We start from the raw sequence: 24,628 nt of genomic DNA, 5'->3' as shown, positions 1-24,628 counted from the left end.
ACTATTTTGTTAGACGTACTCTTGATCGCGCTTTTGACCTTGCTCAACGGGGTCTTTGCCATGTCCGAGCTGGCGCTGGCCAGCAGCCGCAAGTCCCGTTTGCTGGCCATGGCCGAAAGTGGCGACAAGGGCGCCAAGGCGGCGCTGGATCTGCTGAGCAATCCTACCCAATTTCTGTCCTCGATTCAGGTGGGTATTACCTCGATCGGCATGCTCAACGGCATTTTTGGTGAAGCGGCTTTCAGCGACGGGCTGGCGCAATCGCTGATCACCTGGGGCATGCCGGCCTCGTTTGCGTCGGTGGTGGCCACCACCACGGTGATCATTGTCATTACCTTCATGACCATTGTGTTTGGCGAGCTGGTGCCCAAGCGCATTGGACAGATGTACCCCGAGGCGTCGTCGCGCCTCATTGCGCTGCCGCTCACCTGGGTGTCGCGCATCGCCAAGCCTTTTGTCTGGCTGCTGGCCATTTCTGCACAAGGCGTGCTGCGCCTTCTGCGCATCAAGGATGAATCGGACCGCGCGGTGACCGAAGAGGAAATCGTCGCCAGCCTCGATGAAGGGCGAGACGCTGGCGTGATCGAGCACCACGAACACCAGATGGTGCAGAACGTGTTCCATCTGGATGACCGCCCCCTGATCTCGATGATGGTGCCCCGGGGCGATGTGGAATGGCTCGATGCCAATCTGACCGTGGCCGAGGCCTTGCATGCGGTGCGTGCCTCCAGTGGCAAGGGAGCGCATTCCTGGTATCCCGTCTGCCGCGAATCGCTGGACAACGTGGTGGGCCTGGTCAGCGTGGCGCACCTGCTCGACGTCGTCGATACGCACAACACGGCGATTGCGAAGGTGGCCTTGGCGGCCAGCTACGTGCCCGAAACGCTCAGCGGCTTTGAACTGCTCGAGCAGTTCCGCGCGCGCGCGGGCCGCATGATTTTTGTTGTCGATGAATACGGGGTCGTGCAAGGCATCATCACGCCGCGTGACTTGCTCGAAGCGATTACCGGCGAGCTCAAACCCGGGGCCGCCAGCGAGGCCTGGGCGGTACAGAACGACGATGGCTCCTGGTACCTTGATGGCCTGATGCCGGTATCCGAATTGAAGGCGCGTTTGGAAATCAAGGAGTTGCCCGATGAGGACAAGGGCCGCTATAACACCTTGGCTGGCATGTTGATGGCCGAATCGGGCCATCTGCCGCCGTTGGGTGAAAAGATTTATTGCGCGGGTTGGGTATTTGAGGTTCTGGCGCTGGAAGGCAAGCGCGTCGACAAGGTAATCGCCAGGCTGGACGTGATGGCACTCGATTACTGAAAGTTACAGGTAGGGGGATCCAGGTTTACCATTCCTTTAAATAGAAAAATGTGTGGACTTACTCGGTTATTGCATTTTTAGGTATACTGCAAACGTTAACCGAATTGAATGGATATTAAACATGCCTACTTTGAAGGAAATCGATGCCCAACTGGCAGCACTGCAACAACAGCGTGAAGAAGTTCGTCGCAACGAACTGAAGACCGCTGTCGACCAGGTGCGCAAGCTTGTGGCAGATTACGGCCTGACCGAACAGGATGTATTCCCTCCTGCACGTGGCCGCTCGGCTTCCGCAGGCTCTAAAGTCGCTCCCAAGTACCGCGACCCAGCAACGGGCGCTACCTGGACGGGCCGTGGCAAGGCGCCAAAGTGGATTGAAGGCCAGGATCGTGAAAAGTTCGCGATTTAAGTGGGGCGTCCTTCAAAGAAAAAACCTGCTTCGGCAGGTTTTTTTTCGTTGCGGGGTCGACTTGTCGGGCAGCTTTATAAAAATTCCTACATCTCTTCTTCATTTCTCCTATTTTTGTAGGAGTGGATTGTTGCTAACTATCCGTTGAGCGATCCATCATATCTGAGCGATGCTAAATGTATGCAATTGCTCATAGTGCCTTGCTATAATTGCATTTGCTAATCTATAGGCTTATTCATTTTTTTTACGATTTTGTAGATTTTATGGAGGCCTGGCAGCGGATTGGCAGTTTGCGGAGTGGGTCGCATTTCGATGCCCATGGTGTCCGGTATGGATGGTTAATGGGAATGCGCAAATCGCATTGCGATCACTCCTGCGATTGCACCTGGGATTGCAGGGCTTAGCCTTTGGATGACATATGCAGGACCAGGCCCGGGAGTAGACTGTTTGCAGCGTTCCGTCTAATACGCGTAAAACAGGAGTCACGATGAAATCAGGTGATCATGAGGCAGCGCAACACGCCTTCGCCTCGACCCTCCAAGCCCTCTCGATCCCTTCGTCCAAGAAGTCTGGCAAAGGTGGCAAGGCCAAGTTCTATTCGCTGCCCGAGCTGAGCAAACAATTCCCCAATATCCAGCGCCTGCCGATGTCCCTGCGCATTGTGCTGGAGTCGGTCTTGCGCAACTGCGATGGCCAGCGCGTGCTGCCCGAGCATGTGGAGCAGCTGGCCAACTGGAAGCCGCAGGCCGAACGCACCGAAGAGATTCCCTTTGTCGTGGCACGCGTGGTGCTGCAGGATTTCACCGGCGTGCCGCTGCTCGCCGACCTGGCTGCGATGCGCAGCACGGCCGAGCGCATGGGCAAGAACGCCAGCGCCATCGAGCCGCTGGTGCCTGTCGATCTGGTGGTGGACCACTCGATCATGGTCGATTACTACGGCAGCAAGAACGCGCTGGACCTGAACATGAAGCTGGAGTTCGAGCGCAACAACGAGCGCTACCAGTTCATGAAATGGGGCATGCAGGCCTTTGACACCTTTGGCGTGGTGCCGCCGGGCTTTGGCATCGTGCACCAGGTCAATCTGGAATACCTCGCGCGCGGCGTGCACCAGGACAAGCACCATGTCTACTACCCCGACTCGCTGGTGGGCACTGACAGCCACACGACGATGATCAATGGTGTGGGAGTGGTGGCCTGGGGCGTGGGCGGCATCGAGGCCGAAGCTGCGATGCTGGGCCAGCCGGTCTACTTCCTCACGCCCGATGTGGTGGGCTTTGAGCTCTCGGGCAGCCTGCGCGAAGGCGTGACCGCCACCGACCTGGTGCTGACCGTCACCGAGATGCTGCGCCGTGAAAAGGTCGTGGGCAAGTTTGTCGAGTTCTTTGGCGAGGGCACGCGCAGCCTGTCGGTGCCTGACCGCGCCACCATCGGCAACATGGCGCCCGAGTACGGTGCCACGATGGGCTTCTTCCCGGTCGATGACAAGACCATGGACTACTTTGAAGGTACGGGCCGCAGCAAGGCCGAGATTGCCGCCTTTGAAGCCTACTTCAAAGCCCAGGGCCTGTATGGCGTGCCCCGGGCGGGAGACATTGATTATTCCCAGGTCGTGCGGCTGGACCTGGGCACGGTGGCGCCCAGCCTGGCGGGCCCCAAGCGGCCCCAGGACCGTATCGAGATCGGCCAGGTGGCTGCCAAGTTTGACATGCTGTTCAGCGCGCCGGGGGCCCAAAACGGCTTCAACCTGCCTGCAGACCAGCTGGCCCGGCCCGTCAAGGTGCGCATCAATGGCGCGGGCGAGACGGCCGAGCCGTCCACCAAGCCCTTGCCGGCCGGCTCGCCGCGCAATGCCGAGGAGATGGTCGCCAACAAGCCCGCGGTGGTGGATGAAGAAGCCAGCCTGGATGCGGCCGATGCCCATGCCGAGCGCATCGACGGGCGCGATGTGGACCTGCACAACGGCGATGTGCTGATTGCCGCCATCACCAGCTGCACCAACACCTCCAACCCCAGCGTGATGCTGGCCGCGGGCTTGCTGGCCAAGAAGGCCGTCAAGGCTGGCCTGCGTGTGCAGTCGCACATCAAGACATCGCTGGCCCCTGGCTCGCGCCTGGTGACCTTGTATTTGACCGAGTCGGGTCTGCTGCCCTATCTGGAGCAACTGGGCTTCAATATCGCCGGTTATGGCTGCACCACCTGCATCGGCAATGCTGGCGATCTGCTGCCGGAATTCAACAGCGCCATCCAGCACCATGACCTGGTCTGTGCGGCCGTGCTGTCGGGCAACCGCAACTTCGAGGCGCGCATCCACCCCAATATCCGCGCCAACTTCCTGGCCAGTCCGCCGCTGGTGGTGGCCTATGCGATTGCCGGCAATGTGCGCAAGGACCTGATGACCGAGCCGGTGGGCCAGGGCAAGAATGGCCGCGACGTCTACCTGGGCGATATCTGGCCGACGACCGACGAGGTGCAGAAGCTGATGAAATTTGCGATGAACGGCAAGGCTTTCCGCGCCAACTACGAAAAGGTCAGCAGCGAGCCGGGCAAACTCTGGGAAAAGATCAAGGGCGTGACCGGCGCCACCTATACCTGGCCGCAGAGCACCTATATTGCCGAGCCCCCCTTTTTCAAGGACTTCTCGCTGGCAGCGCCCGAGCCGCGTGCCGATCAGCGCGACAATGCGGTGCGTAAGGCCAGAGTGATGGCTTTATTTGGTGATTCGATTACCACTGACCATATCTCGCCCGCTGGATCGATCAAGGACAGCTCGCCCGCCGGCCAATGGCTGCTGGCCAACGGCGTCAAGAAGAGCGAGTTCAACAGCTATGGATCGCGCCGCGGTAACCATGAGGTGATGATGCGCGGCACCTTCGCCAATGTGCGCATCAAGAACCTGATGCTGGCGGCCAAGCCGGACGGTTCGCGCGAAGAGGGTGGCCTGACGCTCTACCAAAATCCGGGCGACGAACAAGGCAGCAAGCTCTTCATTTACGATGCCGCCATGCGCTATATGGCAGCGGGCACGCCCACTGTGGTGTTTGCCGGCGAGGAATACGGCACGGGCTCGAGCCGCGACTGGGCGGCCAAGGGCACCCAGTTGCTGGGTATCAAGGCAGTGGTGGCGCGCAGTTTCGAGCGCATCCACCGCGCTAATCTGGTGGGTATGGGCGTGCTGCCGCTGCAGTTCAAGCAAGGTGAAAGCTGGGAGAGTCTGAACCTGCGCGGCGACGAGCTGATCGACATCGTGCCCGACCCGTCGCTGGCGCCGCGCAGCAAGGCCAAACTGGTCATCCAGCGCGCCGATGGCAGCGTTACCGAAGCCGAGCTGGTGTTGCGTATTGACACGCCTATCGAGGTCGAATACTACAAGGACGGCGGTATACTCCCCTTCGTTTTACGCCAATTGCTGTAAGAGTTGACCTACACGCGACTGACACGGGCCTTGTTACGACGAGGCCCGTTTGCATTTGTTGACCGTTACTGGTCAAATAGATGGACGTTAGTTTACTTTTAATTACATTTAGCCAACTATGGCCCATCCCTACACCCCCTTGTCGCTAGGCAGGCGCATGCACGAGATCCACACGCGGATCATGTGGTGTCTGCTCGCTGGCGGGGTGCTGTTGGCGGGGCTGGTGTCTACCGATGCGCAGGGCGTGGGCTTTGCCCGGGCGCTGCAGACCTGGATACAGGTGCTGCTGCTGCTCGCAGCTCTTGCCACCTTGGGTTGGGGCGGGCGCCTGTTGCTGCAGGGCACGGCCGGCAGTGCGTTCATGGGCCGGCCGCTGTGGGTCTGCAGTGCCGTTGCGCTGGGCGGCTTTGCGGTGTTGCTGGCGCTGCCGCTGCGGCTGTCTGAACACGGCAGCCGGCCGGCCTTGTGGCTGGAGCTGGCGGTCAATATTTTGCTATCAATATGCCTATTGATAGTCTCCATAGATTTATTGTCGTCTGCGCGGCGCAATAGCCCGGGCGCCGTGCCCCGAGCCAGCCATTGGTTGCACCTGCAAAGCAATGGCGCGGTGCTCACGGCGCTGGCGCTCTTGGTGGCGGTCACGGCAGGGGTGGCGCAGGGCCTGGTCGATCTGGAAGGCATGCGCCGCTATGTCTTGCCGCTGGGCATGCTGGCCTGCTGCGCCTGGGCTGCGCTGCAGAGCCGCCATTTTGCGGGCCAGTCCGGCCGCTGGACAGTGTTGAGACTCGCGGCCGCCTTGGCCGTGGGCGCAGCAGCCATCTTGCTGGGCGCGGGCAGCCACTGGGCCATGCTGCTGGAGCAGGCGGCCTGGTGCTATGCGTTGTCGGTGCTGGCCCTGGTGCTGGTCATGGCCTCGCTGCGCCACAGCCTGGTGGGCTGGGCCTCGGCCCATCCTGCGCGCCTGCAAGGTGAGGAGTGGCTGGAGCAGGCCCCCATTGGTGTCGTGCGGGTCGACGGCTCGGGCGCCATCGTCCATGCCAACCGCACCCAGCTCGACTGGCTGGGCGTGCCCAGCCTGGTGGACCAGCCCTGGACCGAAGCGCTGGCGCCGAGCCTGCGCAACCAGGCGCCCGATTGGCTCGCACGCTTGCGCGCGGGGCAGTCGCTCGCCTTTGAGCAAAGCATGGATACGCCCCAGGGCCTGCGCCACTTCCAGACCGATATCCTGGTCGCCCCGCAAGGGCGCGATGCGCATGCCTTCATGCTGCTCTCGCACGATGTGTCGATGCAAAAACTGATGGTCGGCCGCGTGCAGGAGCAGCAGTCGCAACTGGTGTCGCTGGTCAGTGCCATCCCGGACCTGGTCGTGCTCAAGGGGGCCGATGGGCGCTTTTTGCACTGCAACCAGGCCTTTGAGCGCCTGGTGGGCCTGGCACACGCGCAGATCATCGGCCGCACGACCTCGGACCTGGGCCTGCAAGGGCGCATGCCCTCCGATTGGGAGACTGATCTGCGTGCGCGCAATGCCAACACGCCGGTGGTCTATGAAGAGACCTTGCAGTTTGCCGACAATGGCTACCAGGGCCGTTTCGAGATCACCAAATCGGCCATCCGTGCTGCCAATGGCGAGGTCACCGGCCTGCTGTGCATCTGCCGCGATCTGGCCGAGCGCAGCCGCGCCCGCAAGGAAATCGAGCGCCTGGAGTTCTTCGATGTGCTCACTGGCCTGCCCAACCGCCGCATGCTGATGGACCGGCTCGAATGGTCGATCATCGCCTGCAAGCAGCGCGGCACCTATGCGGCGCTGCTGTTCATCGATCTGGACAATTTCAAGGACCTCAATGATTCGCTGGGCCACCAAAAGGGTGACCGGCTGCTGTGCGAAGTGGGCAAGCGCCTGATTGCCAGCGTGCGCAGCGGCGATGTGGTGGCGCGCTTTGGCGGTGACGAGTTTGTCGTGCTGGTCGAGAACCTGGGCGCCGAGCGCGTGCAGGCCGAAGCCCATGTGCGCTCGGTGGTCGAGCATGTGATCACCCGGTTCAAGCAGCCCTTTGTGCTCGACGGCCAGTCCCACCACAGCACGCCCAGCATTGGCGTGACCGTGTTTGGCGACCAAGAATCGCTGACGGTGCAGGAGCTGCTCAAGCGCGCCGACCTGGCGATGTACGAGGCGAAATCGGCCGGCCGCAACACGCAGCGCTTCTTTGATCCGCAGATGCAGGCCATCGTCAACGCGCGTGCCAACCTGGAAAGTGATCTGCGCCAGGCCATCCATGACGGCGAGCTGCAGGTCTACTACCAGCCGGTGATGAATGGCAGCGGCAGCCTGGTGGGCGCGGAAGCCTTGGTGCGCTGGCGCCACCCGGCGCGTGGCCTGGTCATGCCGATCGAGTTCATCGACCTGGCCGAGCAGACCGGGCTGATTGTCGACCTGGGCAACTTCGTGATGCGCACCGCCTGCGAGCAGCTGGCGCTGTGGGCCGCCAGCCCTTCCACCCAGGCGCTGACCATGTCGGTCAATGTGAGCCCCCGGCAGTTCCATAACCAGGGCTTTGTTGACGAGGTGCTGGGCATTGTGGCGCAGACGGGTGCCAACCCCGCACGCCTGAAGCTGGAGCTGACCGAGAACCTGCTGCTGGGCGATGTCAATGAAACCGTCAACCGCATGCGCCAGCTCAAGGAGCGCGGCGTGGGCTTCTCGCTCGATGACTTTGGCGTCGGCTACTCGTCGCTGTCCTACCTCAAGCGCCTGCCGCTCGACCAGCTGAAGATCGACCGCAGCTTTGTCAGCGATGTGCTGAGCGACGTCAGCGACGCGGTGATTGTGCGCACCATCCTGGCGCTGGCCCACAGCCTGGAGCTCGAAGTGGTGGCCGAAGGCGTGGAGAACTCCGAGCAGGTGGATTTCCTCGTCAGCAACGGCTGCAAGCGCTTCCAGGGCTTCCACTTTGGCCGCCCGGTGCCGATTGGCGAGTTCGAGCGCCTGCACGGCTTCGCCAGCTTCCGGCCGGCTTGAGCCCCACGGCCGATACAGTGTTGTGGGCTGCTGCAGCCAGGCACGTGGCAGTTGCGCTAGCGCACAAGGCAGGCCCTGCAATCTGGGCACAATGGCGGTATGCATGAACAGATTTTGATCGCCGGCGGCGGTATCGGCGGCCTGGCTGCTGCGCTGGCCGCCCTTCGCGCGGGCACCGAGGTGCGCCTGTTTGAGCGCGCTGCGCAGTTCAGCGAGGTGGGCGCCGGTGTGCAGCTGGGCCCCAACGTCGTGCGGCGCCTGCAGGCCTGGGGCCTGCAAAGGCCGCTGCAGGCGGTGGCAGCCTTTCCGCAGGCGCTGGTCTCGCGCAATGCCATCAGCGGCCAGGAGCTGGCCCGGCTGGACTTGGGTGCACACGCGGTGGCACGCTATGGCGCAGCCTACGCCACCATCCACCGCGCCGACCTGCACCAGCTGCTGCTCGATGCGGTGCGGCCCAGCGCCGATCTGCACCTCAACCTGGACAACGCCGTGGACTACCACGAGGACAACGGCCGCGTCGTCACCCTCACCACCAAGCAGGGCAAGCAGATCGAGGGCGATGCGCTGGTGGGGGCCGATGGCATCTGGAGCCGCACGCGGCTGCGCCTGCTCCATGATGCGCCCCCGCGCGTCACCGGCCACCTGGCCTACCGGGCACTGGTACGCCAGAGCGATCTGCCGGCGGCCCTGCGCACCGACGTGGTCAGCGCCTGGATGGGGCCGCGCTTTCATGCAGTGCAGTACCCCGTGCGCGGCGGCGACATGCAGAACCTGGTCATCATTGTCGAGGGCGCCGCGCCCGATGACCTGGAGCACTGGGACCATGCCGGCAACGGCGCCGATCTGCTGCGGTGCCTGGCCGGTGCGCATCGCCAGTTGCTGGGGCTGGTGGAAGCGGTCAGTGCCACAGGCGCTGCCTGGCGCCTCTGGCCGCTGGCTGATCGCGCACCGATGACCGGCCCCCAGGAGATGGCGCAAGGCCTGGTCGCGCTGCTGGGCGATGCCGCCCACCCGATGCGGCCCTACCTGGCCCAGGGCGCCGGCATGGCGATTGAAGATGCAGCCGAGCTGCAGCGGGCCTTGACCATGCACGACCTGGAGATGCCACTGCGCCTGCGGCGCTATGCGCTCAACCGCTGGCAGCGCAATGCCCGGGTGCAGGCGCGGGCGATCCGCAATGGCGAGATTTTCCATGCACGCGGCCTGGTGGCCCTGGGGCGCGATACGGCGCTGCGCGCGCTGGGCGCCAAGCTGATGGATGTGCCCTGGCTGTACCGGGGCGATGGTTCATCGGCCTCGGTGCTGTAGTGCGGGCTTGCCAAGCCGCGCAAACCGCGCAAGTCCCGATGGGGCCTTAACTGCGCGCCGACGCCTGCTGCGCCAGCAGCGGCGACTGCGGCAAAAAGCGGAAGGCCAGGCAGCCGAGCATCAGCATGCCCGCGACAAACAGCATCACATACTGGTAGATCTCGCCGCCGTGCTGCTGCGCGTACGACGCGACGATGCCCGAGAGCCACTGCATCAGCGCCACACCCAGGAACATCGCCATCGTGTAGACCGACAGCGCGCGGCCGGTGGTCTCCTTGGGGTAGGAGGAGCGCACATCGGCGTACTGCAGCACCGAGTAGCCCGAGGCCAGGCCCATGAACATGATCAGCGCCACGGTGGCCGCCGCATGGTGCACAAAGGCCAGCGCGCAGAAGGTGCAGGCCATCACCGCCGCCCCGGCGATGATGCGGCGCCGGCGCCGGGCCGGGCCCGGATCGAGCCGGCCAAAGACCGAGGGCGTGAACAGCGAGATCATCGAGACGATCAGGGCCACGTTGCCAGTCGCCACCAGCGAGAAGCCATAGCGGTCGATCAGCATCGGGCTGAGCCAGAGCCCGCGCACCGTCAGAAACGAGGCATAGCCCACCATACCCATGATGGCGATCGCCCAGGTGTGCGGCACCAGCAGCAGGCCGCCAAAACCCTTGACGGCGGTGAGCCAGTTGGGCTTGGGCAGGTCATCGCTGGGCAGGTGCGGCTCGTGCACGCGCAAAAAGATCGCTATCCAGGACAGCGCGCAGAGCACCGCCAGCAGGCCAAAGCCCCAGCGCCAGCCGTAGTGCTGCACCAGCCAGGCCAGCGGCGTGCCGGTAAACAGCAGGCCCAGGCCGCCCACGCCCATGCCGACGCCGGACATGAACGCAAAGCGGTCGCTCGGGAAATGGCGCGCAATGAACATCGTGCAGGCCAAAAACGCAGGCGAGCAGCCAATGCCGATCAGCAGCTGGCCCAGCATCAGCCCGTGGTAGCTGGGCGCAAGCGCCGAGATCAGCGAGCCGGCAATGGCCAGCGGGAAGGCGGTGAGCACGGTCTTGCGCAGGCCATACAGGTCCATGCCCACGCCCATGAACAGCTGCGTGACGCCAAACGACAGGCCGAACAGCCCGGCAAAGGCGCCCAGCGACTCGGCCGAGAGCCCGAAATCGGTGCGCAGCCCATCGGCAATGATGGAGGTGACGGTGCGGAAGGCCTGGCTCAGCGAGAAGGCCGACAGCAAGGTCAGCAGCATGGCCCAGAGCAGGGTGGACGAGGGTGCCGCGGGGCGCCCGGTGGGGGAGGGTGTAGGTGGAACCGGCATGGCTGAGAGTGAGCGAAACAAGCCAGGGCCAGAAGGTGCCGGTCCTATTGGAGTCGCTAACATAACCCTTGATACGCCGCTCTCAAGCCTTGCCGTACGTTTGTACTGTCTGCGGCTTGATGCCTCGTCTCAACCGCTAACCTTCGGTTTGCTGGGTGATGTAAGCGCCTCTTAATATGCGCCATTGGCCAGCAGGGGGCTGGCGCGGCTTGTTATATGCGCCTGTCACTATAGAGGACTCTGGCCGGCTCTGCACGGCGCGGTGTCACTTGAGGCAACCCTGGGTGGACTGGCGGGCCGCCGTGCCTCAGAGGTGGGTGCGCAGCGTCCAGATCTCGGGGAAGAGCACGACGTCGAGCATTTTCTTCAAGTAACTCACGCCGCCGGTGCCGCCGGTGCCGCGCTTGAAGCCGATCACGCGCTCGACGGTGGTCAGGTGGCGGAAGCGCCAGAGCCGGAAGGCATCCTCGATATCGGTCAGCTTCTCGCCCAGCTGGTACAGATCCCAGTACTTGTGCGGATCGCGGTAGACGGTGATCCAGGCCTGCTGGACCCCTTCGCTCTCGGCGTAGGGCTGGGTCCAGTCGCGCTGCAGCGCCTCGGCCGGCACGGCAATGCCTTCGCGGGCCAGCAGCTGCAGCGCAATGTCGTAGAGCGAGGGCGACTCGTAAGCCGCCTGCACCTGGGCCAGCAGGTCTGCCCGGTGTGCATGGGGCTTGAGCATGGCGGCGTTCTTGTTGCCCAGCGAGAACTCGATGCTGCGGTACTGCGCGCTTTGGAAGCCGCTGGAGTTGGCCAGGTAGGGGCGCATGGCCGTGTACTCGGGCGGGGTCATTGTCGAGAGCACGGTCCAGGCATTGACCAGCTGCTCCATGATGCGCGAGACGCGCGCGAGCATCTTGAAGGCCTCGGGCTTGGTATTGTCTGCCGGATTGGCCATGGCCTGCATGGCGGCGCGCAGCTCATGGAGCATCAGCTTCATCCACAGCTCGCTGGTCTGGTGCTGCACGATGAACAGCATCTCGTCGTGCGCGGGCGACAGCGGGTGCTGGGCGTTGAGGATCTCGTCCAGGTGCAGGTAGTCGCCATAGCTCATGTCTTTGCTGAAATCGAGCTGAGCGCGCTCTTCATGCACAATGGATTCGGGCTTGCTGGGGGTGTCTCGCATGGTGTGTGGGGCAGTGCAAGCGGCGTCAATTGCAGCGCAAGAATGGCACTGCACAACCGGGCCGCAAGGCCTAAAGTGGCTGCATCGATTGTACTGAGGTGATTCGCATGAAACCGTCTGTCCCATCCACACCCAGCGCCACTTCTGACACCCCTGTGGCGCGCGGTGCTGCCGCGTTAGCTGCCTCCCGCGCGCAGCAAACCCTGGCCGATCCGCGCTGGGCCGATGTACAGGGCCGCCAGGCCGCAGCCGATGGCCGCTTTGTCTATGCGGTGCGCAGCACCGGCGTTTTTTGCCGGCCCTCCTGCAGCTCGCGCCTGGCCAAGCCCGAGAACGTCAGCTTTTTCGACACTGCCGCGCAGGCCCAGGCCGCCGGCTACCGCGCCTGCAAGCGCTGCCAGCCCGAAGCGGCGGCCAAGCCCGGCCATGCGGCGTTGATGGCCCAGCTCTGCGACTGGATCGCCAGCGCCGAAGACGAGCCCAGCCTGGCCGAGCTGGCCGAGCGCGCCGGCATGAGCCCCTTCCATCTGCAGCGCGTCTTCAAGGCGGCCGTCGGCGTATCGCCCAAGGCCTATGCCAAGGCCCAGCGCCGCCAGCGCCTGCAAACGGCGCTGGGCGATGCGCAAGAAGCGCCCCGCGTCATCGATGCGATCTTTGATGCCGGCTTTGCCAGCACCGCGCAGCTCTACCGCGACAGCCAGGCCGTGCTGGGCATGACCCCGCGCCAGTACCGCACAGGGGGCGCCGCGCAGCAGATCCGCTTTGGCGTGGCCGAATGCAGCCTCGGCCCCATCCTGGTGGCCGCCACCGCGCAGGGCATTTGCGCGATCTTGCTAGGCGACGATGCCGATGCGCTGGTGCAGGACCTGCAGCAGCGTTTTCCCAAAGCCCAGCTGGCCGGGGGCGACGCAGCCTTTGAGCGCTGGATGGCCCAGGTCATCGGCTTTGTCGATGAACCCACGCGCGGCCTGGCGCTGCCGCTGGATGTGCGCGGCACCGCGTTTCAGCAGCAGGTCTGGCAGGCGCTGCGGCTGATTCCCGTCGGCAGCACCGTCAGCTACAGCGAGCTGGCGCGCAAGCTGGGCATGCCCCAGGCCAGCCGCGCCGTTGCTGGCGCCTGCGCGGCCAATGCGATTGCCGTGGCCATTCCCTGCCACCGCGTGGTGCGCAATGACGGCGGCCTCTCCGGCTACCGCTGGGGCGTGGACCGCAAGCGCGCGCTGCTGCAGCACGAGGCCGAGCTGGCACCGCAGGCGCCACGGGTGGCGCGCCATGGCTAAGCGCACGGCCAGCGCTGCACAGGTTGCATTGCCGCTGGATGCCGAGGCCAGCGCGCCGCTGTTGCAGCCCACCGCCCCCGCAAAACCCGATGCAGATGGCGCAGATGTAGCCAGTGAGGCAAGCCTGCAGCGCTACGACTGGGCCGCTGTGGGCAGCGAGCTGAACCGCCAGGGCTGGGGCCTGCTACCAGGTTTGCTGGATGCCGCGCAATGCCAGAAGATGGCCGCGATGTATGGCGAAGCGGCGCATTTTCGCAGCCGCATCCAGATGCAGCGCCACGCCTTTGGCCGGGGCGAGTACCAGTACTTTGCCTACCCGCTGCCAGCGCTGCTGCAGGCTCTGCGCACGGCACTCTATGCCCGCTTGCAGCCCGTGGCGGAGCAATGGCGCGCGCAGCTCGCAGCCGCCGCGCCGCCTTGGCCTGCGCAGCATGCGGCCTTGCTGGCGCAGTGCCATGCAGCCGGCCAGCGGCGGCCCACACCGCTGCTGCTGCGCTATGGCGCGGGCGATTACAACTGCCTGCACCAGGACCTGTATGGCGCGCTGGTGTTTCCGCTGCAGGTGATTGTGCTGCTGTCGCAGCCGGGCGAGGATTTTGACGGGGGCGAGCTGGTGCTGACCGAGCAGCGCCCCCGCATGCAGTCGCGCGTGCAGGTGCTGCCGCTGCAGCGCGGTGATGCGGCCATCATTGCGGTGCGCGAGCGGCCGGTACGAGGCACGCGCGGCAGCTACCGGGTGCAGCACCGGCATGGGGTGTCCACGGTACTGCGCGGGCAGCGCCACACGCTGGGCATCGTGTTCCACGATGCGGAGTAAACACTGAAACAGCCCTGACTTTATCGCCCGCAGTCCATCCTCTATAGTGGGGATCCACGGCCGCCGCCGCCTTCTACCGACCCCGCCATGCCCCTGCCACTGACGACCCAAGTCGCCCTGCCTGCCAACTACCGCCCGCAGGACATGCTGGCCCTGCATGCCCGCGATGCCTTGCAGGCGTCCGAGAAGGTCGAAGGGTTGCGTGTCAGCAAGGGCTTGGTCTGGCAGGGGCAGCCTGCGCTGCTGCAGCTGGAGATGGTGGACGGCGCGTCCCGCGCGGTCGCCAGCTTGGCAGTCGATGGCACTGCGCCTACTGGCAACGACCCCGCTGCACTCGATGCGATGCTGGCGCGCATGCTGGGCCTGGGTGATGGGGCGGACCAGCTGGCACTGCAGCATGGCAAGCACCCGGTGCTGGGCCCCTTGCTGCTGGGCCAGATGGGCTTGCGTGTGCCCGCCAGCAGTAGCCCGTTTGAGGCGCTGGTCTGGGCCATCACCGGCCAGCAGATCAGCGTGGCAGCGGCCATTGCGCTGCGCAGGCGCCTGATTGCGGCAGCAGCGGTGCAGCACAGCAGTGGCATGCTCTGCCACCCCGATGCCGCCGCGCTGGCGGCGCTGACGCCCGAACAACTGCGCGCGGCGGGCTTTTCGGTCAGCAAGATCGCTACCCTGGAGCGCGTCTGCGCCGCTGTGCTGGATGGCAGCCTGCCACTCGATGCCTGGGCCGCCCAGCCCTTGCAGGCGCAAGATGCCCAGGCGATTGAAGATGCGCTATTGGCCATCAAGGGCATTGGCCCCTGGACGGTGCATTACGCCTTGCTGCGCGGCTTTGGTTGGCTGGATGGCAGCCTGCATGGCGATGTGGCGGTGCGCAATGCGCTGGCCCGCTTGCTGGATGTGCCCAGCGTCTCGCAGCGCGAGGCCGAGCAGTGGCTGGGTGCGTTCGCGCCCTGGCGGGCACTGGTGGCGGCCCACCTCTGGGCCAGCCTGTCGGCCAAAAGCTACTGAGGACTGGCCGCAGCCACCTGCAGCGCATCGCCACTGGCCGGGCGCAGCAGGCCCAAAACCACCAGGGCCGAGACCGTGGCTATCGCCGCCAGCACATACATAAGCTGTGCAAAGGCCTGGCCATAGGCCTTTTGCAAATCTGCTGCCGCACCCGGCTGGGCGGGCAACGGGGCCAGCGCCTGGCGCAGCTCGCCCATCGCCAGCTGCTGGGCGGCCGTTTGCAGGCTGGCCCCATCCAGCGCCGCGGGCAGATGCGGGCTGATCAAACCGGCCAGCAGGGCGGTCACCATCGCCAGCGCTATGCCTTCGCCGGCCACCCGCACGGTGCTGAAAATGCCGGTGGCCATGCCTGCGCGCTCCTGGGGCACCAAGCTCACCGACAGCCCATCCATCAGGCCCCAGGGCAGGCCCGCACCGCAGCCGATCAGCAAGAGCGGCAGCACCCGTGCCATGCCACCCGCATCCACAGGCACCTGCGCCAGCCACACCAGGCCGCCAGCCGCGATCAGCAAGCCAGCGGCCGAAATAGGGCCGGCGTGGAACCAGCGCGTGAGCCAGGCTGCGGCCAGCGGCACCACCAGCATCGGGGCCGACAGCGCCAGCATCCACCAGCCCGCCGCCACCTCGCTGTAGCCGGCAATGCCGATCAGCTGCAGCGGCAGCAGCACCAGCAGCACCACATAGCAGTAGCAGGTCGCAATGGGCAGCACCTGCACACCGATAAAGCGCGGGTAGCGGAACAGGCTCAGGTCCAGCATGGGCCGGGCCACGCGCCGCTCCACGGCGATAAAGAGCAGCAGCGCCGCGATGGATGCCAGCAGCAGTGCGATGACCTGCGGACTGCGCCAGCCCAGCGCGGCGGCCTGCACCATGCCCAGCGTCAGCAAGGCCAGCATGCTGGTGAACAGCAGCGCACCGGGCCAATCCAGCCCCTGGGCCTGCGGGTCGCGCGACTCGCGCATCGCCCCCATGCCCACCAGCAAGGCGACCAGGCCCAGGCCAGCGCAGAGCGCAAAACCGGCCTGCCAGCCGGCTTGCTCGATCAGCCAGCCCGTCAGCAGCGGGCCAAAGGCCAGGCCGGTGCCGAAGGTGGTGCCCAGCAGGCTAAAGGCCTGGGCGCGCTGGGCCGGCGCAAACTCCTGCGCCAGCGCGGCCGTGCCGCCGGCCAACGTTGCAGCTGCGGCCACGCCTTGCAGCGCACGCAGCAGGTCAATCTGCCAGACGCTGCGCGCCAGCACCAGCGCCAGGCCGGCCAGGCAGAAGGTCGACAGGCCCAGCAAAAAGAGCCGCTTGCGCCCCCACTGGTCGGCCAGCGCGCCGGCGGCCATCAGGCAACTGCCAAAGCCCAGCATGAAGGCATTGGTGATCCAGCCCAGGCTGGTGGCGCTGCCGCCCAGTGCGCGGCCAATTGCCGGCGTGGCCACGGCCCCGCCAGAAAAACTCAGCGGCAGCACCAGCGCTGCCAGACAGACGGATGCCAGAACCATCCAGGGCCCGCGCCAGGCGGCGGGTAAAACACGGTGCATAGCCAACTCCTGCAAAAACACGCTGTGGAGCTTAATGAGGAATGAATCGCCGATAAACAGGCCAATCGTTGTTTGATTAACAACCAAAATTCCGTAATATGCGCGCATGGACAACCTCAACCACATCGCCGCCTTTGTGCAGGCGGCCGAGCGCCGCAGTTTTGTGGCCGCCGCCCGCGCCCTGGGCATCTCCGCGTCTGCCGTTGGCAAAAGCGTGGCCAAGCTGGAGGCGCAGCTGGGCACGCAGCTGCTGGTGCGCACGACGCGGCGGGTGTCGCTGTCGCATGAGGGCGAGCTGATGTACACGCACTGGCGCCGCATTCTGGATGACCTGCAGGATGCGCAGGCGCTGCTGTCGAGCACCCAAAGCAGCCCCCGGGGCCTGTTGCGCATAGGGCTGCCCACCATTGGCTACCGCTTTTTGCTGCCGGTGATTCCAGACTTCCGTGCGCGCTATCCGGACATTGAGCTGGACCTGGACTTCAACGACCGGCTGGTGGATGTGGTTGAGGCGCGCCTGGATGCGGTGATCCGCAGTGGGGTGCTGGCCGACTCCAGCCTCAGCGCCCGGCGCCTGGGCCTGTTCCGCTTTGTGCTCTGCGCATCCCCCGCCTATCTGGCGCAGCGCGGCCGGCCCCAGCGGCTCGAGGACCTGGCGGCGCACGACTGCCTGCGTTTTCGTTTTCCCACCTCGGGCAAGCTGCAGCCCTGGCAGATGGGCGGTGACACGGCCGAGGCACAGCAGGATGCCGCAGCCCACCCGCCGGCGCTGACCTGCAACAACATGGAGGCCTTGCGCGGCGCGGCGATCGCCGGCCTGGGCATCGCCTATATGCCCGATTTTCTGGCCCGCGACGCGCTGGCCGATGGCAGCTTGCAGACGGTGCTGGACGACTGTCTGACCTATTCCGGTCAGTTCAGCATCCTCTGGCCTTCGGGCCGGCTGATGTCGCCGCGCCTGCGCGTGTTTGTGGACTTTGTGGCCGAGTGGCTGTTCCAGCCACCGTCGCCATAAAGCCCATCGAGGCCAGGCGCAGGGGCATCAGCCGCCGTGTGCCGGAGCTGCCACCAGCAGGATGAAATGCGCAACGCCCCGGCCTTCGTTGGCAAAGTGGTGCTCGGTGTCCATCGCCAGCTGGGCGCTGTCACCCGCCTGCAGCAGCACCGAATCAGTACCGGTGAAGACGCGCAGGCTGCCGGTCTCGACATAGAACACCTCGCGTGTGCCCGGGCGGTGCGGCGCGAAGTGGCTGGAGCTCTGGCCGGGCGGCACCGCATAGTGCAGCAGCTCGAGCCCCGGCAGCGGGCGGGCCAGCGCCAGGCGCACGATGCCGGTGTCCTCATGCACAAAGCGCGCATGGTCGCCCGCGCGGGTGATCTGCGCCGGGGCAGGGCTTTGCACCAGGTCGCTCAGCTCGCAGCCCAGGCCGCGCGCAATGGCCATGGCGTTGCGCAGGCTCACGCTCAGTAGCCCCCGCTCCACCCGGGACAGCGCCCCGGAAGTTACGCCACTGGCCTGGGCCAATTGGTCCAGGGTGATGGCTAGCTGGGCGCGGCGGGCGCGCACCGCCAGGCCGAACTGCAGGTCGGAGTCCGCGCTGGGTGGGGAGTTTTCAGTCGACATGGATTGACGATATTTCGTGTAGGAAATATTATTTACCTATATGCAATTTCAACAAGAGCTCTCCCAATGTACCTGTTATTGAGTGCGTCGCCGGTCCTGGCCGTTATCGCCGGGTTGCTGCTGGGCCTGCGCTCGCTGTATGCGGCGCTGATCGGCGTGGCGTTGGCGCTGGTCGGCTGTGTGATGGCGTTTCCGCTCAGCGCGCCCGCAGCGCTGCAGGCCCTGGCCAGCTGGATGCCGGTGCTGGTCGAGGTGCTGCTGATTGTTGGCGGGGGCCTCTTGCTGTCCGAAGTGCTGCGCGCCGCCGGCGCGCAAAAGGCGCTGGCGCAATGGGTGATGGGCCGCACCGGCGAAGGCATGGGTGCGGTGTTGCTGGTGGTGCATGGGGTCACGCCCTTTGCCGAATCGCTGACCGGCTTTGGCATTGGCATCACGATTGGCATTCCACTGTTGGTGCACAGCGGTTTGCCGGCGCGCAAGATTGCGCTGATTGGCCTATTAGGCCTGTGCGCCGTGCCCTGGGGTTCGATGGGCCCGGGCACCTTGGTTGCCGCGACGATGGCCGGGCTGTCATTTGACGCGCTGGGCGTGGCCTCGGCGGCAGTGAGCGTGATCCCGATGGTGGTCGTGGGTGTGGCCGCCGCAGGGCTGGCCAGTGCGCCGGGCCGGCGTGCGGGGGCTATGCTGCAGGGCGCGCTGTCGGGCCTGTTGCTGGCACTGGCCATTGGGCTGAGCAATGCGGTGGTAGGTACCTCAGCCGCCGGAGCGCTGGGCGCCTTGCTGATGACCGTGCTCTGGCTTTGGTTGGGCCGGCGGGGCGCAGGCGCTTTTGCGGGCGATGCCGCTGCGCCGCTGGGCCCTCTGGGCTGGCGCGCGCTGGCCGCCTATGGCTTGCTGCTGCTCGGTGTGCTGGTGGCAGGGGCCGTGCTGCGGGCCTTGCAAGCTGCGGGCGCCTGGCATCTGCTGGCGTCACCGGCCTTGTGGCTGTTTGTGGCGGCGGCCTGGTTTGCGCGTGGCCTGCCAGCGCCCAGCAGCCTGCAGCGGGTGTGGCAGTCCTGGCGCCAGGTGGCGCCCGTGACGGGGCTGTTCATCGTGCTGGGTGTCGTGATGGCGGTATCTGGCATGGCCGCGCAACTGGCCCATGCCTTGGCCCAGGGCGGCAGCGCCTATGTGTTTGCTGCGCCTTTTGTCGGCGCGCTGGGCGGCTTTGTGACCGGCTCCAACACGGGGGCGAATGCGATGTTTGCCGCTACCCAGGCCGAGATTGCGCAGGCCTTGGGCGTCGCGGTGCTGCCCTTTATGGCGGTCCACAATGTCAGCGCGGCGCTGCTGCTGATGGCATCGCCCGGCAAGGTGGAGATGGCCTGCCAGCTGGTGTCCGGGACGGCACAGACTGAGCGCGCCTGGGTGCAGTCCCAGGTGCTGCTGGTCACCGGGCTGGCGGTGCTGCTGATGGCGGTGCTGAATGTGCTGCTCAGCGCCGTGCTGCAGCAGCCTTAGGCGCCAGTGTGGCCACCAGTTCGGGCAGCTGTGGCTGGGTCTGGCGTGCGGAGGTGTTGCTGAGCCAGCGGCCCAGGTGCTTGCGCTGGCAGACCTGCAGCTCGCTCAGCAGTGCATGGCTGGGGTCGGGGATATGCCAGCGGCTGCGCAGATCGGCCTGCATGCGCAGCAGCAAATGGGCGGTCATCTCGGCATCGGCCAGCGCCCGGTGGGCCTTGTCGGCCGGCGGCAGTTGCAGATGGCGCACGATCTTGCCCAGCGAGTGGCTGGGCGCCTCGGGGTAGAGGCGGCGCGACAGCAAGACCGTGCAGGCAAACAGGCTGCCGACAGGCGCCGCGGCCGGGCTGGCCGCGCAGCCTGCGCGCTCGAGCTCATCCAGCCAGAACTTGCTGTCAAACGATGCGTTGTGTGCGACCAGCGGCGCCGTGCCGACAAAGTCTGCTGCCTCGCGCATCACCTGCTCAGCGGGCGCTGCCGCCTGCAGCATCGCTGTGGTGATACCGGTCAGTTGCGTGATAAAGCTGGGCATGCGCTGGCCGGCATTCATCAGGTTCTGGTAGCGGTCCACAATGCGGCCGTTCTCGACCATGACAATGCCGACCTCGGCCGCACGCGCGCCATGCGCCGGGCTCATGCCGGTGGTTTCAAAGTCGAGAATGGCGATGCGTTCGGACATGGCGGGGCGGGTGCTGGAGGTGCTCGGCAATCAGGTCACCGCATGGATGCGGTTGAACTCGGGCTTTTGCCATTCGCCCGATTCCAGCACCTGGCGCAGGTGCTCGACCGCGTTCCACACGTCTTCAAAACGGGTGTAGAGGGGGGTGAAGCCAAAGCGCAGAATGTCCTTGTGCGGGCCGTTGCCGCCGTCGCCCTTGCGGAAGTCACCGATGACGCCCCGGGCAATCAACGCCTGCACGATGGCGTAGGCGCCGCTGCCCTGGCCGTCCACGCCCGCGCCGTCGTCGCGCGTCAGGCACACCTGCGAGCCGCGCGCAAAGATATCGCGCGGCGTGGCCAGGCCCAGGCCGTAACCGGCGCAGCGGGTCTCCACCAGCTCGATGAACAGGTCGGTCAGCGCGATGGACTTGCGGCGCAGCGCCGTCATGCCGCCGTATTTCTCGGCTTCGGTAAAGATGTCCAGGCCGCACTGCAGCGCCGACAGCGCAATCATCGGCTGGGTGCCGCACATATAGCGGCGGATGCCGGCAGCTGGCTGGTAGTCGCTGGTAAAGGCAAACTGCTCGGCATGGCCAAACCAGCCCGACAGCGGCTGCCAGAACTTGTCGGTATGGCGCGCATGCACCCAGACAAAGGCCGGGGCGCCGGGGCCGCCATTGAGGTATTTGTAGCTGCAGCCCACCGCGTAGTCGGCGTTGGCGGCGTTCAGGTCCACCGGCACGGCGCCGGCGGCATGGGCCAGGTCCCAGACGGTCAGCACGCCCTGCGCATGCGCATCGCGCGTGACCTGGGTCATGTCGTGCATATGGCCGGTGCGGTAGTTCACGTGGCTGAGCAGCAGCACGGCGACGTCGGTGGTCAGGCAAGCGGGCAGCTCTTCGGGCTCGATCAGCACCAGCTCCAGGTTGTGCTGCTTGCACAGTGACTCGGCGATGTACAGATCGGTGGGGAAGTTGCTGCGCTCGCTGATGACCTTGGTGCGCGGCGCCGGGTCGGAGAACTCCTGCTGCGACAGGCGGATGGCCGCGCTCAGCACCTTGTAGAGGTTGACCGAGGTCGTGTCGGTGAACACGACTTCGCCGGGCTTGGCGCCTATCCAGGGCGCAAACTGGTCGCCCAAACGTTGGGGCAGGTCGATCCAGCCGGCATCGTTCCAGCTGCGGATGAGGCCCTGGCCCCATTCACGCTGCACCACATCGGCCACGCGCGCGGCCGTGGCCTTGGGCAGTGGGCCCAGCGAGTTGCCGTCCAGGTAGATCACGCCGTCGGGCAGGTCGAACAGATCGCGCAGCGGTGCCAGCGGCTCTTGCTGGTCAACGTCGCGGCAGGCTTCCAAGGTGGTCATGGCTATGTCTCTTTGTCAATGGTGGCGGGCAGGCGCTGGTGGGCCAGGCGCCTGCCGCAAGGGATGGGGTGGTTCAGACCGAGGCCTGATTGTAGGTGCCGGGCAGCGCGCGCAGCACGGCGCGCACCGGCGAGGCATCGGCCTGCACGAGCTTGAGCGGCAGCGCGATCAGCTCGTAATCGCCCTCGGGCACGGCGTCCAGCACCAGGTTCTCCAGCACACGCATGTCGTGGCGGCGCACGGTCTGGTGGCTGGGGAGGGCCTTGCTGTCGGCCGGGTCGATGCTGGCGGTGTCAATGCCGATCAGGCGCACACCCAGCGCAGCCAGGCGCTCCACGGTCTCGGCCGCGTAGCCCGTCAGGCCCGCATCCCACTGGGTTTGCGGCATCTGCTGGTAGGTGCGCACCAAAACGCGCGCAGGCAGGTCGTCGCTTATCGCGTGTTCGATGTGCTGCCACTCGATCAGCGGGCCGCAGCCAATCGCATGGACCACGCGGCAGCGGCCCAGGTAGGGCGCCAGATCGACCTGGCCGATGGTCGCGCCATCGGGGGCGTAGTGCAGCGGCGCATCGGCGTGGGCCCCTGCATGTGGGGTGCTGGTGATGCTGGCCACATTGACCGGGCAACCCGGCCCGATGCTGGCCACCCATTGCTGCTGGTAGGGCGTGTCGCCGGGAAACACCGGCATGCCGACGTAGACGGGCGGTGAGATGTCCCACAGGGTTGGCGCGGAGTGAGGCGTGTTTGGCATAGCTATGCAATGTATCAGCGCTTGCGGTACCAGATCAGGTAGACGGCGGTCATTACCAGCAGCATGGGCACGCCGATCAAGGTGGTCATGTGGAACACATCGGTGAAATAGGTGGTGATGATCACGGCCAGCATCAGCACGGCGCCCAGCAGGGTCAGCACCGGAAAGCCCCACATGCGGAACTGCAGGCGCTCGCCCGGATGCTCGCGCTGCCAGCGGCGGCGGAAGAAGAGGTGGGTGACAAACACCATGAACCAGGCAAACATGGCGCCGAACATCGAGATCGACATCATCAGGGTGAGCGACTCCTCGGGCTTGAGCACGTTGAGCACCATGGCGACCGCCATGCCCAGGCAGGAGATCGCAATTGCGCCCATCGGCACGCCCCGGCTGTTGACCTTGCCCAGCGCTGCCGGCGCGTAGCCGCCGCGCGAGAGGCTGAACATCATGCGCGAGGTGACATAGAGCTGCGCATTCATCGCCGAGAGGCTGGCGACGAGCACCACAAAATTGAGCACGCTCGCCGCGCCGGGAATGCCGACGATCTCCATCACCTTGACGAAGGGGCTCTTGTCGGTGCTGGCATGGCTCCAGGGCACGATGGCCAGCATCAAAGCCAGCGACAGCAGGTAGAACAGCACCAGGCGCAGCACCGTGGTCTTGAACGCCGAGGTCACCGCCTGGCGCGGGTTCTGCGCCTCACCGGCGGCAATCGCGATCGACTCCAGGCTGAGGTAGCTGAAGATGGCGATGATCACCCCCACCCAGGTGCCCCACCAGCCATTGGGGAAAAAGCCCCGGTCCGCGGTGTAGTTGGAAAAACCCACACCTTCGGGCCGCGAGCCGAACACCACATAGGCGCCGATCAGGATAAAGGCCACGATGGCCACGACCTTGACCATGGAGAACACATACTCCATCTGCCCAAAGGCCTTGACGCTGGTGGCATTGACGGCCGCCAGCACGACCGAGAACAGCGCCACCCAGACCCATTGCTCCACCTCGGGGAACCAGTACTTCATGTACTTGCCAACCGCGGTGACCTCCATGCCTACCGCCAGCACCACGGCCGCCCAATAGGCATAGCGCACCACAAAGCCGGCCAGCGGGCTGAGGTAGTGCTCGGCATAGGCGCCAAACGAGCCGCTGGTCGGGTGTGCGACGGTCATCTCGGCGAGGCAGCCCATCAGCAAGAGGCCGATGAGCGCGCCAATGGCGTAGCTGATGAGCACGCTGGGCCCGGCAAAGCCGATGGCAAAAGCGCTGCCCATGAAGAGGCCGGTGCCGATGGCGCCGCCAATGGCGATCATCGTCATTTGGGCTGCAGTGAGTTGCTGCAGCAGCCCGCGTTCGCGGCGGGCAATCGATTCAAAAGGGGACACGGGTTTTTGCTTGTTGTGGCTGGGGTGGCGCTGGGGCGGCTTTGCGGGCCGCTGGTGCGCGGGGAAGGTGGGGATTTTAGGATTTGTGGGAAATCCATGTCGCTTGTTTGTGCCATGGCTGTTAGATGGGCATTTATCTTTGCAAGTTATTGCTGGCCGGGTTTCGCCCCGGCGGGCGAGGTACTTTTCTTGCGCTGCCAAGAAAAGTACCCAAAAGAAGGCTGCCCCTGCTGCTTGCGACCCTTCGCTTTGCGAAGGGCAACCTGTGTCGTGGCGTTTGCGGGGTGTGCCGCGAAACTCACTACGCGCCGTAGGCGCTCCGTTCAAACAGACGCGGCAAGCTAGTTGACGATGCACTGGCACTCTGCGGTGCCAGTGCCACCCCACAAACACCACGCCCCAGGCGCATGCAAAAGGGGGGATGCAAACAACCCCCAAACAGCCAAATACCAATAGGCCATCGCTGCGCTCGGCCTGTTTGGGGGCCGAGCGTAGCGATGGCCTGCGTCTGCGAATCTCCCCTTCTGAATGCGCCGAGGAGCACAGGGTATGGGCTGGGCAGTTGCACCGTAGAGTGCAACTGCATCGTGAACTGACTCACCGCGTCTGTTTGAACGGAGCGCCTTTGGCGCGTAGTGAGTTTCGCGGTGCAGCCCATACCCGAGCACCACAGGTTGCCCGTAGCGAAGCGAAGGGACGTAGTCAGCAGGGCGACCTTCTTTTGGGTACTTTTCTTCGGCCGGCGATCCGGGGTCGCCAAGAAAAGTATCTC

General features: G+C 65.3%; 18 protein-coding genes. 10 read left to right on the top strand and 8 right to left on the bottom strand.

Features of this window, described 5'->3' with window-relative positions:
• The first annotated feature begins 21 nt into the window (after nt 1-21).
• The 5 genes from ACPEE1_RS17400 (at nt 22) to ACPEE1_RS17380 (ending at nt 9,459) form a co-directional block, all read left to right on the top strand.
• Nucleotides 22-1,314 (top strand): hemolysin family protein, encoded by a 1,293-nt coding sequence (locus ACPEE1_RS17400; protein ID WP_423934114.1) that lies wholly within the window; start codon nt 22-24, stop codon nt 1,312-1,314.
• 121 nt (nt 1,315-1,435) lie between these two features.
• Nucleotides 1,436-1,723 carry an H-NS family nucleoid-associated regulatory protein gene (locus tag ACPEE1_RS17395; protein ID WP_021027731.1) on the top strand — a complete coding sequence of 96 codons (288 nt, stop codon included), beginning with the start codon at nt 1,436-1,438 and terminating at the stop codon, nt 1,721-1,723.
• A 487-nt stretch (nt 1,724-2,210) separates the two neighbouring features.
• On the top strand, nt 2,211-5,135 hold the full coding sequence (locus ACPEE1_RS17390) for an aconitate hydratase (RefSeq protein ID WP_423934111.1): 2,925 nt from the start codon (nt 2,211-2,213) through the stop codon (nt 5,133-5,135).
• A gap of 157 nt (nt 5,136-5,292) precedes the next feature.
• Nucleotides 5,293-8,151, top strand: coding sequence for a putative bifunctional diguanylate cyclase/phosphodiesterase (locus ACPEE1_RS17385; protein ID WP_260719047.1), 2,859 nt, complete (start codon nt 5,293-5,295; stop codon nt 8,149-8,151).
• 99 nt (nt 8,152-8,250) lie between these two features.
• The gene (locus tag ACPEE1_RS17380; RefSeq protein ID WP_116924868.1) at nt 8,251-9,459 is read left to right on the top strand and encodes an FAD-dependent monooxygenase; all 1,209 of its coding nucleotides are present in this window, start codon (nt 8,251-8,253) and stop codon (nt 9,457-9,459) included.
• A gap of 46 nt (nt 9,460-9,505) precedes the next feature.
• Here ACPEE1_RS17380 and ACPEE1_RS17375 read toward each other — a convergent pair whose 3' ends face one another.
• Both ACPEE1_RS17375 and kynA read right to left on the bottom strand, forming a co-directional pair.
• On the bottom strand, nt 9,506-10,777 hold the full coding sequence (locus tag ACPEE1_RS17375; protein WP_423934107.1) for an MFS transporter: 1,272 nt from the start codon (nt 10,775-10,777) through the stop codon (nt 9,506-9,508).
• Between the two features lie 307 nt (nt 10,778-11,084).
• Entirely contained in the window at nt 11,085-11,945 is an 861-nt protein-coding gene (kynA, locus tag ACPEE1_RS17370; RefSeq protein WP_182345199.1) for a tryptophan 2,3-dioxygenase, read from the bottom strand.
• Nucleotides 11,946-12,052: 107 nt separating this feature from the next.
• On the opposite strand from kynA, the gene ada reads away from it, so the two are divergent.
• The 3 genes from ada to ACPEE1_RS17355 all read left to right on the top strand — a co-directional run bounded on the left by ada (nt 12,053) and on the right by ACPEE1_RS17355 (nt 15,050).
• A complete protein-coding gene (ada, locus tag ACPEE1_RS17365) occupies nt 12,053-13,225 on the top strand; it encodes a bifunctional DNA-binding transcriptional regulator/O6-methylguanine-DNA methyltransferase Ada (protein ID WP_423934104.1) in 1,173 nt (390 codons plus the stop codon).
• Nucleotides 13,218-14,042: a 2OG-Fe(II) oxygenase gene (locus ACPEE1_RS17360; RefSeq protein WP_116924872.1), complete on the top strand. Its 825-nt coding sequence runs from the start codon at nt 13,218-13,220 to the stop codon at nt 14,040-14,042. The genes ada and ACPEE1_RS17360 overlap by 8 nt, the downstream gene beginning before the upstream one ends.
• An 87-nt stretch (nt 14,043-14,129) precedes the next feature.
• Nucleotides 14,130-15,050 (top strand): DNA-3-methyladenine glycosylase 2, encoded by a 921-nt coding sequence (locus tag ACPEE1_RS17355; protein ID WP_116924873.1) that lies wholly within the window; start codon nt 14,130-14,132, stop codon nt 15,048-15,050.
• Here ACPEE1_RS17355 and ACPEE1_RS17350 read toward each other — a convergent pair.
• Nucleotides 15,044-16,576 carry an MFS transporter gene (locus tag ACPEE1_RS17350; protein WP_207788046.1) on the bottom strand — a complete coding sequence of 511 codons (1,533 nt, stop codon included), beginning with the start codon at nt 16,574-16,576 and terminating at the stop codon, nt 15,044-15,046. The genes ACPEE1_RS17355 and ACPEE1_RS17350 overlap by 7 nt on opposite strands.
• Nucleotides 16,577-16,682: 106 nt before the next feature.
• Here ACPEE1_RS17350 and ACPEE1_RS17345 point away from each other — a divergent pair, with 106 nt between their 5' ends.
• Nucleotides 16,683-17,591, top strand: a complete 909-nt coding sequence (locus ACPEE1_RS17345) for a LysR family transcriptional regulator (protein ID WP_423934100.1) — start codon at nt 16,683-16,685, stop codon at nt 17,589-17,591.
• Nucleotides 17,592-17,618: 27 nt separating this feature from the next.
• On the opposite strand, the gene ACPEE1_RS17340 is transcribed toward ACPEE1_RS17345, so the two are convergent.
• Nucleotides 17,619-18,200, bottom strand: a complete 582-nt coding sequence (locus ACPEE1_RS17340; protein ID WP_182345202.1) for a helix-turn-helix domain-containing protein — start codon at nt 18,198-18,200, stop codon at nt 17,619-17,621.
• A gap of 66 nt (nt 18,201-18,266) precedes the next feature.
• Between ACPEE1_RS17340 and ACPEE1_RS17335 the strand changes: the two genes are divergently transcribed.
• A complete protein-coding gene (locus tag ACPEE1_RS17335) occupies nt 18,267-19,700 on the top strand; it encodes an L-lactate permease (RefSeq protein ID WP_260719052.1) in 1,434 nt (477 codons plus the stop codon).
• Here ACPEE1_RS17335 and ACPEE1_RS17330 read toward each other — a convergent pair.
• The 4 genes from ACPEE1_RS17330 to ACPEE1_RS17315 all read right to left on the bottom strand — a co-directional run bounded on the left by ACPEE1_RS17330 (nt 19,675) and on the right by ACPEE1_RS17315 (nt 23,856).
• Nucleotides 19,675-20,376: a 3'-5' exonuclease gene (locus ACPEE1_RS17330; RefSeq protein ID WP_182345204.1), complete on the bottom strand. Its 702-nt coding sequence runs from the start codon at nt 20,374-20,376 to the stop codon at nt 19,675-19,677. The genes ACPEE1_RS17335 and ACPEE1_RS17330 overlap by 26 nt on opposite strands.
• Nucleotides 20,377-20,406: 30 nt before the next feature.
• Entirely contained in the window at nt 20,407-21,723 is a 1,317-nt protein-coding gene (kynU, locus tag ACPEE1_RS17325; protein WP_116924879.1) for a kynureninase, read from the bottom strand.
• A 73-nt stretch (nt 21,724-21,796) separates the two neighbouring features.
• Nucleotides 21,797-22,474 carry an arylformamidase gene (kynB, locus tag ACPEE1_RS17320; RefSeq protein ID WP_260719053.1) on the bottom strand — a complete coding sequence of 226 codons (678 nt, stop codon included), beginning with the start codon at nt 22,472-22,474 and terminating at the stop codon, nt 21,797-21,799.
• A gap of 14 nt (nt 22,475-22,488) precedes the next feature.
• A complete protein-coding gene (locus tag ACPEE1_RS17315) occupies nt 22,489-23,856 on the bottom strand; it encodes an amino acid permease (protein ID WP_021027717.1) in 1,368 nt (455 codons plus the stop codon).
• Nucleotides 23,857-24,628: the final 772 nt, after the last annotated feature.

The sequence above is a fragment of the Comamonas sp. 23 genome (assembly GCF_049601575.1).
Taxonomy (GTDB): Bacteria; Pseudomonadota; Gammaproteobacteria; order Burkholderiales; family Burkholderiaceae_C; genus Comamonas; species Comamonas squillarum.
The sequence above is the reverse complement of the archived record's forward strand: the minus strand, read 5'-3'. Positions and strand labels throughout refer to the sequence as shown.

Coding starts and splice junctions, on each gene's coding strand:
- ACPEE1_RS17395 (WP_021027731.1), top strand. CDS start 1,436: ATGCCTACTTTGAAGGAAATCGATGCCCAACTGGCAGCACTGCAACAA.
- ACPEE1_RS17390 (WP_423934111.1), top strand. CDS start 2,211: ATGAAATCAGGTGATCATGAGGCAGCGCAACACGCCTTCGCCTCGACC.
- ACPEE1_RS17385 (WP_260719047.1), top strand. CDS start 5,293: ATGCACGAGATCCACACGCGGATCATGTGGTGTCTGCTCGCTGGCGGG.
- ACPEE1_RS17380 (WP_116924868.1), top strand. CDS start 8,251: ATGCATGAACAGATTTTGATCGCCGGCGGCGGTATCGGCGGCCTGGCT.
- ACPEE1_RS17375 (WP_423934107.1), bottom strand. CDS start 10,777: ATGCCGGTTCCACCTACACCCTCCCCCACCGGGCGCCCCGCGGCACCC.
- kynA (WP_182345199.1), bottom strand. CDS start 11,945: ATGCGAGACACCCCCAGCAAGCCCGAATCCATTGTGCATGAAGAGCGC.
- ada (WP_423934104.1), top strand. CDS start 12,053: ATGAAACCGTCTGTCCCATCCACACCCAGCGCCACTTCTGACACCCCT.
- ACPEE1_RS17360 (WP_116924872.1), top strand. CDS start 13,218: ATGGCTAAGCGCACGGCCAGCGCTGCACAGGTTGCATTGCCGCTGGAT.
- ACPEE1_RS17355 (WP_116924873.1), top strand. CDS start 14,130: ATGCCCCTGCCACTGACGACCCAAGTCGCCCTGCCTGCCAACTACCGC.
- ACPEE1_RS17350 (WP_207788046.1), bottom strand. CDS start 16,576: ATGCACCGTGTTTTACCCGCCGCCTGGCGCGGGCCCTGGATGGTTCTG.
- ACPEE1_RS17345 (WP_423934100.1), top strand. CDS start 16,683: ATGGACAACCTCAACCACATCGCCGCCTTTGTGCAGGCGGCCGAGCGC.
- ACPEE1_RS17340 (WP_182345202.1), bottom strand. CDS start 18,200: ATGTCGACTGAAAACTCCCCACCCAGCGCGGACTCCGACCTGCAGTTC.
- ACPEE1_RS17335 (WP_260719052.1), top strand. CDS start 18,267: ATGTACCTGTTATTGAGTGCGTCGCCGGTCCTGGCCGTTATCGCCGGG.
- ACPEE1_RS17330 (WP_182345204.1), bottom strand. CDS start 20,376: ATGTCCGAACGCATCGCCATTCTCGACTTTGAAACCACCGGCATGAGC.
- kynU (WP_116924879.1), bottom strand. CDS start 21,723: ATGACCACCTTGGAAGCCTGCCGCGACGTTGACCAGCAAGAGCCGCTG.
- kynB (WP_260719053.1), bottom strand. CDS start 22,474: ATGCCAAACACGCCTCACTCCGCGCCAACCCTGTGGGACATCTCACCG.